Source organism: Bartonella sp. OD88NMGDW, assembly GCF_042193775.1.
In the GTDB taxonomy this organism is placed as follows: domain Bacteria; phylum Pseudomonadota; class Alphaproteobacteria; order Rhizobiales; family Rhizobiaceae; genus Bartonella; species Bartonella grahamii.
Map to the genome: position 1 here is coordinate 272952 of NZ_JBHIMA010000002.1, position 12442 is coordinate 285393.

Consider the following 12442-nt stretch of genomic DNA (forward strand, 5'->3'; position numbering starts at 1 on the left):
AACAATTTATTTTCTAGAAATTGTCTTGTATGGGGTTTATGATCTTAATGCACCACGATAAAAGGGGATAAATGCTTGTTTATGAAAAATAAAAACATCAAAGGCTTTGCAATGAAGCTTTTGTGTGTGCGCATTTTGATGTGGGGAATCCTTTCATTTGAACGGATGTGGGTACGGTTGTTGCCATTTTTCCTCGTTGTTAGTCTCTTTTGTTCGTTTAGCTGGTTGGGACTTTTTGGCATTTTGGGCTATTGGTCACATTTGCTCTTACTTGGGGTTATACTTGTTTGTGCTGGGGCGAGTTTATTTTTTCTTGTTCGTTTTCGGTTTCCCACAATACGGGAAGTGAATTGCCGTCTTGAACGCGTCAATGATCTTAGACATCAGCCTTTGAATATTCAGACAGATCGTTTATGTTCTGAAAATGATGAAGATTTTAGTGCTGTTATTTGGCGTGAACATCAACGCCGAATGGCAAAACAATTATACCATTTAAAAACTGGATTTATCTCTCTTAATAGTGCGGATTATGATCCTTTGGCTTTGAGGGCTTTGTGTGTTCTTCTTTTTGTGTGCGCTTTTAGTTTTTCTTTTGGTTCACAAGGGGGGCGTTTGGCTGATGCCTTTGATTTTCGTCCTGTTGTTGATGAAAAATTCATGCGGATTGATGCTTGGGTAACACCACCTGCTTATACCGGTGTGGCACCGATTTATTTGACAAAAGATGAGAAAACACAACTAGAAATCCCTGAAGGGAGTAATGTTGTTGTGCGTGTTGTCAATGGGGCTGGCGTTACAGTAAAAGCAAAGTCTGTAGAAGATGGGAGGGAAGTTTCGTTTTCAGAGAAAACGGAACAAACAGCTTTGAATGATCCAATCGCTCATTTTGAAACACATTTAAAGCATTCAATGAATTTATTTGTATCATCACGTCGTAAAAAACAGCAGTGGCATTTGCAGATGATTAAGGACACGCTTCCGACAATTCATTGGCTGGAAAAACCAGGGAGGATTTTAACGGGATCATTAGAGTTACGATATGTGGTGGATGATGATTATGGTGTGACAAAGGCTTTTGTTGAAATAGAGCCTTTTCTTTCTCAGAATAAAAGTGCTTCCTCTCTTTATAATGCTCCGGAAATAGAGCTTCTTCTTCCGCGTGGTGGAAAGGGAAAAATGCGGATGGTGCAAGATATATCAGCGCATCCATGGGCAGGTTCGCAAGTCAAAATTACTTTGGTGGCAGAAGATGGTGCGGGGCAGAAAGGGCGTAGCAAAACTTTTGTTATGACATTACCGCAACACGTTTTTTCAAATCCTGTCGCGCGTGCGGTGAGTGAATTGCGTCGTTTATTAGCGCTTGATGCTTCTGCGAGAGAGCGTGTATTGGATATGCTTTCTGCTTTGCTTGTGCGTCCAGAAAAAGGTTTGCAAAATGTAAAGCATTTTCTTGTTCTACAAAGTGCGTGGACAAGACTTTCTTTAGCACAAACAGAAGATGATTTGCGTGGTGTGGTGGATTATTTATGGCAAATTGCTTTGGGTATTGAAGATAATCAGCTTGAATCCGTGCAAAAAAATTTAAAACAAGCTCAAGCTGCTTTACGTGATGCATTGCGTTACGGTGCTTCAGCGGCAGAAATTGAACGGCTTATGGCAGATTTACGTCAAGCTATGGATGAGTATATTCGTGCTTTGGCTGAAAAAGCACAAGATAGTCAAGTTTCTAAAAATTCTAAAAGCTCAAAAAGTCCTAATCTTTCTGAAGCTACATTACAAGAAAAGCTAAATTTAATTGAGGAAATGGCTAAAACGGGCTCTTCTTTAGCAGCTGAACAACTCTTAGCGGAAGTTGAACAGACGCTTGATCATTTGCATGTGCAAAAAGGCAATCAAAATGAGGGAGAAAAAAGCCAATCTGCACAAATGAAAGAAAAGATGGACCAGCTTGGAGATTTAATGCGTCGTCAGCAAGAAATTCTCAATGAAACACATCAGTTAGAGATGGAACAAAAACGCGGAGAAAATGTGCCGGAAACACAGAAAAAATCTTTAAAAAAACGTCAAGCTGAATTGCAGTCTGAATTATCAACATTAGAAAAAGAATTATCAGAACAAGGATTTGAAACAGGGGGCGCATTGAAAAGGGCAGAAGAAAAAATGAATTCTGCGGAGAATGCTCTTGATAATGGAAATCATCAGGTATCTATACAAAATCAGTCTGATGCTTTGGAATCTTTGAGGCAAGGTGCACAAAATGTTTTGAAAAAAATGCGCGAAACACTCAAAGAAACGGGAAATGATCAAAATGCTGATTCTGGTCCTAAAGATCCGTTAGGACGTCCACTTTCTTCAAAAACAGATGAAGAACAAGAAGGTGAGGCACTACCACAAAAAAGTGATCAAATGCGTACGCGGCAGATTTTGGATGAAATTCGCAAACGTCTTGGTAAAGAGCATATTCCAGAAGAAGAAAAAAACTATCTTGAAAGATTGCTTCATTTTAATTAACCAGTGTTGGCTTTTTTCTTAATTGATGTCAGAAATAGTGTATGAAGAATCTCTATGGGGTTCATCTCCAAGAAAATGATTAAAGCGCTTGTAACGCAAAATCATCCTGCTGTACTGATTTTTTGATCATTTAAGTTTAAAATATGAAATATTGAAATGTTCGCTATTGCGGAAAAAGAGCAGAAGTCCATATAAGTTTGGTATATGAAAATCTGTAATGTTTGAAATTTGTTTCTACATGGTATGTTGAGTTGGATATCGTTGCGCTGAAAGATTTTTATGCTTCTGCACTTGGGCTGCGTGTGCAAAAGACGCTGTGTGACCAATTGAATTTATGGTGGCCTGATCTTACGGATAAACGGATTATGGGGTTGGGTTATGCACTTCCTTATCTTTCTACATTGCGTGAACGTGCCCAACAATGTTTTGCTTTTATGCCATCTGCTCAGGGTGCTTTCCCTTGGCCTTGTGCTGAGCAAGTTGCTACAGCGCTTGTTTTTGAAGAAGATTTGCCGCTTCCTGATGCGTCAGTTGATTGTATTTTATTGGTACATGCATTAGAATATACAGAAAATTCATTTGAAACGTTGAATGAAATATGGCGTGTTTTAGCACCCAATGGCCACTTGATCGTTATTGTACCTAATCGCTCTGGTTTTTGGGCGCGCAATATTACTACGCCCTTTGGTTATGGCGAGCCTTATAGTCGGCAACAAATTACTCGTTTGTTCGAAAAAACAAATTTTGTTTCTGGGCCAATACAAGAAATTGTACATTATATGCCCTCTACGGGTTATGTTTCGCGGTTGTTCTCATTTTTTTATGAGCCATTTGCACGCTATCTTTTGCCTTATTTTGGTGGACTCTTAATGTGTCAGGCACAAAAACGTGTTTATCAGGGTTTGCTGGTACAGCGTCGTCAATCGCGACGTGTTTTTATTCCTGCTTTATCTCCACAAGTGAGAAATATTTTAATTTATAAAGATAATTAATCATTTTGCCATTGGCATAAGAACCGCAAATATAGAAGGATTTTCTTATTTTAATTTTTGCACATTATATGTGAAGGTTTTTTTCATCTCGTTTTTGTTTTCATTTAAGATATTAAAATTATTTTTGAAACAGTAAATCTCGAATTAAAGATTTAAACGATAACCATTTTGATCTGTTATGAGAATTTGTGCATTGGAGGGATCTTTTTCGATTTTTTGTCGCAAACGATAGATATGGGTTTCTAAAGTATGGGTGACAATATTTTCATTATAACCCCAAACTTGTTCTAACAATGTTTCACGGCTAACAATTTTATCATTGGCATAATAGAGACACTTAAGAATTGCTGCTTCTTTTTCTGTGAGACAGATTTTAGTGTTGCATTGATCAAGAAGAAGTTTTTGTCTCAGTTTAAAAGTATAGGGGCCAAGATGAAAGGTTGTGTCTTCATTTTGTTCATATTGGCGCAACTGTGCTCGAATTCTCGCTAATAACACCGCAAAGCGAAAGGGTTTTGTCACATAATCATTGGCGCCTGTTTCAAGATCTAAAATATTATCGCTGTCTGTATCATGATTTGTTATCATGATAATGGGGGCACGAAATCCTTGGATGCGTAATTTTTTCACGGCTTTGAAACCATCAAGATCAGGAAATTTAAGTCCCAAAATAGCGAGATCAATATTTTCTTCTTGGATTATTTTCATTCCCTCTTCTGCTGTTTTTGCTTGGAAAATTTCAAACTCTTGATGCATTTGCAATTGTTCTACTAAAACGGGGCGTAGATCATCGTCTTCAACAATTAAAAGAGTATAGTGGTTCATGTTTTTCCTTATAGGCATGTTGATGCACTGATTGGTAAAGAGTAGTTTCGTGAAAAATGAGATTTCATGCAAGAAAAATTAAAAGAGGAAAATTAAAAAAAGAGCGTTTGATTGATTCAATATAAACAGGTTGGGAATGAGATAATCCTGGGGTATGAGGGGTCTCATCCAACATGTAAAGCAATGAACACTCAATATGATGCGTGTTTTAAGCGTGAAGAGAACTGTGCAACACTTAACACATATACACTGTTTAGGAGAATTTCACGGTTATTTTTGTTTTTTCGTTGCATTTGTGTGCGAGGGGGTTTTGTGTGTGATGTTCGTGGTGTTGCTTATTATAATCGTTGAGTAAGCTTTGCCTTTAGCAATACCGAAAAGATGCATCATAAAGAGGTTTTTTGTGCAATGCTATGAAGCATCTTTTTATATGAGTTAATGAATAAAAATTATTGTTTCAAGATACAAGCATTTCCCTCTTAAGGTTGCCCATCAAACAGACTTCTTTCCATTCATCTTCTGTCACGGGTTGCACTGATAAGCGGCTGGCTTTAACCAGCACCATATTTGCTAGTTTGGGATTGGCTTTAATTTGTTTTAATGAAACAGATGTTGGCATGTCACAAAGTGCACGGATATCCACACATTCCCAGCGTGGATCAGAGCTTGTAGAATCAGGGTGTGCTTCAGCACATATTTCTACAATACCTACAATTTCTAAACCTTTATTTGAGTGATAAAAAAAACCTTTATCGCCATATTTCATGGCGCGCATATTATTACGGGCTTGATAATTTCGTACACCATCCCATTGTTCGCCATTAACTCCTTTTTTCTTTTGCATCTCCCATGACCATTTGTGGGGTTCAGATTTAAAAAGCCAATAAGCCATGAGTTCTCCTTTTTCATAGACTGTTATGCATTTTTATAAGCATCTTTGTAACACCATCAACGATGATTTTTAAAATGGGGTAAAGAACGGGCATAATCTGTTTTTTCTTGTTTCAAAATAACGTGTAGCAGAGAAACGCGATCCATTGATATTTCATGTTGTATAAGGGTATTTTGCTCTTTGCTTATCTTTTCAGCTATGGTTTGAAATGCGGTCACTATAAGAGTTTTTTGGAGAAAATTAAGAAAATTGATTCTAAAAAGTTTTAAGATCACAACGGCAATGAAACGAATAGATGATCAAAGATGATGAGGTCAAAGAATAGCATTCATATCTATACTTTGTGGGAGAGAGTAGATCTTATAATGCTGTAAAATACCGTCATTTGAAGTGTAATGATATAAGGCAGTTTTTTGAAACATAAAGTTTTTTAGAATGTGTGGTGAATATTTAGGTTTGCGTGTCGAGCTTTGGGTTAAGTGAATTGTGTGAGTGGGAAGCAGGTGGAATCCGCTCGATAGAGAGTTCGGACTATCCATAGACCGAATTGAGTAGAAATCTTCGTTTTTTAAGATGTGTGTGTGGGGGGACGTCAATTTTATTATGCTTTTGTTCCACGGCGTCCCATTCCGATCAAGGGCGTGGCTTTTTCATCTAATGGCCAGCGTGAGCGGGGTGCAATGTCGAGAGAGCTTGTTTCTCCTCGTGCGAGTTTTTGTGCACCGGCAAAAGCAATCATTGCAGCATTATCGGTACACAAGGAAAGAGGAGGGGCTATAAATTCAAAACCATGTTGATGGGCAAGTTCTTGCAACGTAGAACGAATGGCTTGGTTTGCGGCAACACCGCCCGCGACAACCAAAGCAGGAGAACGCTTTCCTTGATTATGAGAGAGAGGATATTGGTGGGTAAAGTGTTGTAGGGCTAGGTGAATACGATCATGTATCGTATCGGTTACGGCGGCTTGAAAACTTGCGGCAATGTCAGCAATATCATTTTCTGTAAGAGGAGCTATGGCTGTTGCGGCTTGTCGAACAGCAGTTTTTAGTCCGGAAAAAGAAAAATCTAACCGTTTTTCACCTTTTAAAGGTCGTGGAAGGGGAAAGCGATTTTTATCACCAAATAAAGCTGCTTTTTCAAGTGCTGGTCCACCAGGATAAGGAAGACCTAAAAGTTTTGCAGTTTTATCAAAGGCTTCTCCTAATGCATCATCAATGGTGGTTCCTAAACGTTGGTAGTTGCCTACTCCATGAACAATGATTGTTTGTGTATGACCCCCTGAAACTAAAAGTAATAAATAAGGAAAGCTGACATTGTGCGTTAAGACAGCTGTTAAAGCATGTCCCTCTAAGTGATTTACCGCAATAAATGGTTTGCCAGTGGCAAGAGAGAGTGCTTTTGCGCTCATAACGCCTACCAACAATCCTCCTATCAAACCAGGTCCACTGGTGGCTGCAATGCCATCAATATCTTTTAATTTTGTGTTTGCTTCTGTTAGTGCTTGCAGAATTAAATGATCAAGAACTTCAACATGGGCACGAGCAGCAATTTCAGGAACAACACCACCGTAAGGTGCATGGTGATCAATTTGGCTCCAAACAACATTGGAAAGAATTCGGCTGTTTGATTCATTGTTATATTCAATGACAGCCGCTGCCGTTTCATCACAACTTGTTTCTATTCCTAGAAGACGCATTTTAAACAAAACCTTATATTGAAGCTTCTTTCCTGTGTGCGTATCATGAACAGAAAAAGATGCAAAGTATTTCTCTTAGAATTGATTTTTCTATGAAAAATATGTGTTTTGGTATTTTCTTTGAATTTCATGATATTGTTGATTAAAAAATAAAGCTGTATTTTTGAGTACAAAATGCAAATGTGTTTTTAAAAACTTGTCTATTAAAGTCTATAATTGTAAATATTATTGAGAAAAATGAGATTTGGAAAATTTTTATAAAGTTATACTCTTTATAAAAAGAATGTAAAGCAAACGAAGATATTTGAGAAAAGCTTCATTTTTAAAACTTTTTTCATTTTATTATTTTATCATTAAAAAAAGTGTGCACAAAAAGTGACAGAGATGGTCGATTCTTCAAAACCAAAAGTTAAACCACATTATGCTGGTACGCGCCGTAAGAAACCAGTTATTGAACATGAAGCTGTTCTCCATGATTCAGAGGAAAAAATCCACAATTCTGTAGAATCTCATGCGCGAGAAAAACAGAATATACAAGGTCAGGATAAAAGTACCTCTAGTACAACTTGGCTTTTCTTGTCCCTTTCTGGGATTTTGGGAGGATTCATTGCTTTGGGAATTTTTATGGGGCTTCAATGGGCTGGTTTTTTTCCTTCTCCTTTTGTGGCAAATTCTGTTGGGGGGGGAAAAGCTTTGCAGATTGCTGAAGCCGCAAAAAGTCAAGGTGAAGACACAAAGGAACAATTGAGGCGGGTACTTCAAGAAATCGATATGTTAAAAACAGAGTTTTCTTCTTTCTCAGCACAACAGTTTAAAACAACGAAAAATGATGAACTATCGAAAGAAGAAAGCAAAAAAGCTTTTGCAATTTTAGAGGAAAAAGTAAAAGCTCTTGAAGAAACTGTACAAACTTTTGTTAGAGAGTCGAAAGAAATAGAGACGGCTTTGTCTGTTGGGCAGAGCAATGCAAATGATCTTGCTGCGTTAAAACAAAAGTTAGAAGCTATCCAAGAAGAAACTGCTGTTAAAAATAGTGAGAAAAAAGAAATAGATACCGCGCTCTTTACCGCAATTAGTTCATTAAAAAATGCTGTAGAGCGTGGTGGATCTTATAATAATGAATTAAAGCTGTTACAGCAATTATCGCCTTCGATTGATGGACTTGATGTGTTGCAAAAGACAGCTACTGTGGGTCTTCCAAGTTCAGCACAACTTTCAGTTGATTTTGCTCATGTTGCCGATGCAATTGTTGGTACGCAAAATCTTGTTGCGTCAGATGCTGGTTTTTTTGACCGAATTTTAGCATGGATAAAAGGGCTCATTGTTTCGCGACCGATTGGAAATGTTGAAGGGATGACGCTTGGGGCTATTGCGGCACGCATGGAAGTTGCCATTCAAGCTGGTGATTACGAAAAGGCTTTGAGCGAATGGCAATCATTGCCTCAAAGTGCAAAAGATGTTTCAATGGATTTTGTTAAGCAGCTTGAAAGACATATTGCTATTCAACAGTTGTTGCAGCAATTGTTATTGTCTGTGCAACAAGGATCTTTTAAAGCAACAAAGATGTAAATAGGCCCAAGATGATACGTGTTTTTATTTATATTTGTGTTGTTTGTATCCTCGGTTTAGCTTTCACGTGGGTTGCTAATCACAATGGTATTTTTGTTCTCACATTTTTGCATTTCAGATTTTCTGCTTCATTTCTTACAGTGTTAAGTGTGCTTATTTTGTTTTTTGTAACGCTGGTGCTTTTATGGTGGTTATTGTCTTTCTTTTTTTCCATACCGAGTGCTCTTTCCAATTATTTTTATAAACGCCATCAAAAGCGTGGTTATGAAGCTCTTTCAAAGGGGATTCTTGCAACTTTTGCTGGTGATAGTATGGTTGCGCAAAAAATGGAAGCACGGGTTGCTAAATATCTTGCAGGAAAACAAGAGCCATTGGTAAAATTCTTACAAGCGCAAACCTTGTCTTTACAAAATAACTCTGTTCGCGCCATCGGTCTTTATGAGGAGATGAGAAAGGAAGATTCGACAAAATTGGTTGGACTTTATGGTTTGTTTCGTGAAGCGATGAAGAGTAAAGCTTATGAGGCAGCGCAACAATATGCCGAAGAGGCACTGACTTTATCGCCAGCACTTTTATGGGCGCATCAGGCGGTGCTTGATCGGTTAAGTACTGAGGGTAAATGGGATAAGGCACTTACTATTTTTGAGAGAACGCAAAAAGCTCTCCCGCGTTCTGTTCGCGCGACTCCAGAGCGGCAGCATATACAGGTTTTACTATTAAGTGGGCAGGCACTTTCTTTGTTTGATACACATCCTGTACAAGCACGTGAAGCCATTTTGAAAGCCCATAAATTGGCGCCTGATTTTGTTCCAGTAATAGTTATTGCTGCTGATATTCTTTATAAGTTAAATGAAACGCGTAAAGCGGATAAAATGATTATAGCGGCTTGGCAAAAGAATCCTCATCCTGATTTGGGGACGCTTTATCTTGAAAGAGAAGAAGGAGCCATTGGGCGATTAAAAAGGGCTAAGACACTTGCTTCTTATAATAAAGATGCATTTGAATCGGCTTTCCTTATTGCTAAAGCAGCTTTAGATGCTGGTGAAACAGCATTAGCGAGAGAGCAGGCAAAAAAAGCATTACAGTATCATCCACGGGAAAGTGTTTATTTATTGTTGGCAGATATTGAAGAGGCACAGGGAAACAATCAAGGTGCTGTGCGTCAATGGCTTTCTTTAGCACTTCGTGCTGAACGTGATCCAGTATGGATGTGTGATGGGTCCATTTTTTCTTCTTGGTCAGCGGTTTCTCCAATCAGTGGACGTTTGGGCTGTTTTGAATGGAAGGCGCCTCCCTGTATGCCTTCTCTCACATTAGAGGCGGACAATATTGTGCCGAAAAAGCAAGAGAAAGAGTATGTTATGGGGAAAAGTGATGGTGTTGAAGATAAGAAGCTTAAAAAATTAACACCTATAGACGATTCTCTTTTGCATAATGCGCAGGTGGAGAAACAAGATATAAAAGAACAAGATGTAAAAATGTTCAGTCAAACTCACTTAAATGTTGATGATCCAGGGGTGAAAACAGAAGAAGAAACATCTTTATCGAGGAAAAAATTTCGTTTATTTTAAATTGCACCAATGTGATAATACAAATGTTTTCTCAGAAGAAACAATTGACCTAGAAGAAAAAATATCGTTAGTCTTGTCCAATAAAATTATTCTCTTATGCTTTAAAAATGAAGTTTTGCTTGGTTGCAGAGGTGATTGGTTAAAAAATGTTTTTACATCAGAGATGTCTTGATAAAAAACAAAAAAATAACAAACCAAGGATTGCTGTTGTTATTCATCGGCGGTCTACCTATACTGGTCGTTTAGGAAAATTTTTACAACAAAATGGTTTTGTTCTTGATATTTATCGTCCTATTTTTGGACAAAAACTCCCTGATACATTAGAGCATTATGCCGGTGTTGTTATTTTAGGGGGGCCGATGAGTGTGAATGACAGCGAAGCCTATATTGGTGAGGAAATTGATTGGATTTCGTTATCACTGAAGGAAAATAAGCCTTTTTTGGGTATTTGTCTTGGAGCGCAAATGTTAGCGCGAAATCTAGGGGGGCGCGTTGGTACAAGAAGTGATGGGACTGTTGAAGTCGGCTGGTATCCACTAGAAGCAACCCCTCAAGGGAAGGAATTGATGAATTGGCCAGAAATGGTCTATCATTTTCATGATGAAGGTATTTATGATTTACCGAAAGAGGCAATGCTTTTGGCAACAGGGCATACATATCCTACACAAGCTTTTCGTTATGGAAACAATGCATGGGGTTTGCAATTTCATGCTGAGTTTACACGTGCTATGATGCGACGGTTAGTCGTGCGTTCGGCACATAAATTGACTGAAAAAGGTGCTCAACCTGCTTGTGCACATTTGAAAGGTCGTTTAATTTATGATCAAGCTTTAAGTCAATGGTTTGAAGGTGCATTACACCAGATTTTTTGTGTACCGACCGCATTTGTGTGAGTGTTAGAAACACTATTTATTATCGTTCTTGTTGTGCTGTAAAACAGTATCGTTTAAGGCAGAGATAGAAAACTCATGTAAAACTTTACACATGAGGTATTTTTTGTTAGAAAGTGTAATGGATTTTCTTAAAAAGATCTTGGTGGGTGGACTTATGAGATACTGTACTTTAGAACGATGTATAGGAACTCCTTGAAGTGATCAGTAGATAAAATCCGGTCGATTAAGAAGTTGGATTGTTTATAAACTGACTGTGGTTAAGAATCTTTGTCCTTTTTAGGGTGGGGAGGAAGTTAAGAGATAAAGAAAGTTTTAATGTTGTCTAAATCCTTTCAAATACCGTCATCACAAAAGAGATTTTCTTTGAGCTATTTAATTTGTGGGCTCCTTTGTCTTGCTCTGATATTTATTTATAGCGCACTCTGGTTTTTTTTTCACGTAAAATAGAAGAGCAAGTTTCTGATATATTTGCAAAAGCGTCTTCCTATAATATGGCGGCGGTATGTGAGAATGTGCGCAAGGATGGTTATCCTTTACGTATCGGTGTTGTTTGCGACAATTTTCAATTTTCTTGGCCTTTACATGGGGTTTCTGTATCGACGGGGCGTTTGACAGCTGGTGCACCAATTTATGCACCTCATTTGGTCGAGTTTAATGTTCATTCTCCTGCATCAATTGTTTTTTCCGGACAAACTTCCATAGTATCGCGTTGGCGCAATTTGGTTATTGAAACAGAACCTTATTGGAAAACGGGTAAAACATTGAAGTTTATAGCTGAAGGGCTTGAAATTTCACCTCTTTCCTCTTCCCTTGAAGATCAAAAGCCTCAAGAAGCATTAGGAGAACAAACAACAGATAAAAAAACGACACAGGAAAATGTAGAAGATCAAGCATCTTTGCAAAATACGCATGACATGATTACTCAGCCGTTAGAGACAAAAGATATGCCTCAAAAAATAACGGCAGAATTTTTGCGCTTTGATCTGAAACATGAAAAGAATGATTTGTTGGGAAATATAACTTTTGACGGTTTTGATGTTTCTCTAGTTTTTACATCTTCTTTTGTTGATGTCCCAAAAATTGATGGTAACTTGAAAGTGATTTTAAATGACATCTCTTTTTTGTCTGAAGATGAAGGGAAAAATTGGCAACAGCGACTGTATGGAAAAAGTGGGCTTTTAAAGCAAGGTGAATTGACTTTTCATACAGGTGGTGGGTTACGTATTAGTGGACCTTTTTCTTTTGATGAAGAAGGATATTTGACAGCAGAATTCGAACTTGTCCATATTCAGCCCATGAAGCTTCTTAACACTTTGCAGCGCTTATTTCCCGCGCAGGACAATAATCTTCAAGCGTTATTTTTTATTTTGGGTGCACTGCCTAAAAATGCCGATGGCGCTCCCGTTCTCCCCTTGCTCATTAATAATGGGTGGGTAAAATTAGGTTTTTTAAAACTTGGTCGTCTCGCTCCACTTTAGGTTTTGTACCCAAGC

At 38.1% G+C, this 12442-nt stretch carries 9 protein-coding genes; 6 read left to right on the top strand and 3 right to left on the bottom strand.

All coding sequences use genetic code 11. The features are described from left to right. Positions 1–81 precede the first annotated feature (81 nt). Entirely contained in the window at positions 82–2511 is a 2430-nt protein-coding gene (locus ACFIJR_RS02755) for a TIGR02302 family protein (RefSeq protein ID WP_375626045.1), read from the top strand. A 221-nt stretch (positions 2512–2732) separates the two neighbouring features. After that, a complete protein-coding gene (locus tag ACFIJR_RS02760; RefSeq protein ID WP_375626043.1) occupies positions 2733–3503 on the top strand; it encodes a class I SAM-dependent methyltransferase in 771 nt (256 codons plus the stop codon). 144 nt (positions 3504–3647) lie between these two features. Here ACFIJR_RS02760 and ACFIJR_RS02765 read toward each other — a convergent pair whose 3' ends face one another. The 3 genes from ACFIJR_RS02765 to tsaD form a co-directional block, all read right to left on the bottom strand. Then, positions 3648–4328, bottom strand: coding sequence for a response regulator transcription factor (locus ACFIJR_RS02765; protein ID WP_375626042.1), 681 nt, complete (start codon positions 4326–4328; stop codon positions 3648–3650). A gap of 457 nt (positions 4329–4785) precedes the next feature. Beyond that, positions 4786–5220 (bottom strand): EVE domain-containing protein, encoded by a 435-nt coding sequence (locus ACFIJR_RS02770; protein ID WP_375626040.1) that lies wholly within the window; start codon positions 5218–5220, stop codon positions 4786–4788. Positions 5221–5821: 601 nt separating this feature from the next. Continuing rightward, entirely contained in the window at positions 5822–6916 is a 1095-nt protein-coding gene (tsaD, locus tag ACFIJR_RS02775) for a tRNA (adenosine(37)-N6)-threonylcarbamoyltransferase complex transferase subunit TsaD (protein WP_375653480.1), read from the bottom strand. Between the two features lie 384 nt (positions 6917–7300). Here tsaD and ACFIJR_RS02780 point away from each other — a divergent pair, with 384 nt between their 5' ends. From ACFIJR_RS02780 to ACFIJR_RS02795, 4 genes are all read left to right on the top strand, one after another. Next, positions 7301–8485, top strand: a complete 1185-nt coding sequence (locus ACFIJR_RS02780) for a COG4223 family protein (protein WP_375653482.1) — start codon at positions 7301–7303, stop codon at positions 8483–8485. A gap of 11 nt (positions 8486–8496) precedes the next feature. Beyond that, positions 8497–10056, top strand: a complete 1560-nt coding sequence (locus tag ACFIJR_RS02785) for a heme biosynthesis protein HemY (RefSeq protein ID WP_375653484.1) — start codon at positions 8497–8499, stop codon at positions 10054–10056. Between the two features lie 146 nt (positions 10057–10202). Then, positions 10203–10949, top strand: a complete 747-nt coding sequence (locus ACFIJR_RS02790) for a glutamine amidotransferase (RefSeq protein ID WP_375626031.1) — start codon at positions 10203–10205, stop codon at positions 10947–10949. Positions 10950–11371: 422 nt separating this feature from the next. Further along, positions 11372–12427, top strand: coding sequence for a DUF2125 domain-containing protein (locus ACFIJR_RS02795; protein ID WP_375626293.1), 1056 nt, complete (start codon positions 11372–11374; stop codon positions 12425–12427). The last annotated feature ends 15 nt before the right edge of the window (positions 12428–12442 follow it).

Coding starts and splice junctions, on each gene's coding strand:
- ACFIJR_RS02755 (WP_375626045.1), top strand. CDS start 82: ATGAAAAATAAAAACATCAAAGGCTTTGCAATGAAGCTTTTGTGTGTG.
- ACFIJR_RS02765 (WP_375626042.1), bottom strand. CDS start 4,328: ATGAACCACTATACTCTTTTAATTGTTGAAGACGATGATCTACGCCCC.
- ACFIJR_RS02770 (WP_375626040.1), bottom strand. CDS start 5,220: ATGGCTTATTGGCTTTTTAAATCTGAACCCCACAAATGGTCATGGGAG.
- tsaD (WP_375653480.1), bottom strand. CDS start 6,916: ATGCGTCTTCTAGGAATAGAAACAAGTTGTGATGAAACGGCAGCGGCT.
- ACFIJR_RS02780 (WP_375653482.1), top strand. CDS start 7,301: ATGGTCGATTCTTCAAAACCAAAAGTTAAACCACATTATGCTGGTACG.
- ACFIJR_RS02785 (WP_375653484.1), top strand. CDS start 8,497: ATGATACGTGTTTTTATTTATATTTGTGTTGTTTGTATCCTCGGTTTA.
- ACFIJR_RS02790 (WP_375626031.1), top strand. CDS start 10,203: ATGTTTTTACATCAGAGATGTCTTGATAAAAAACAAAAAAATAACAAA.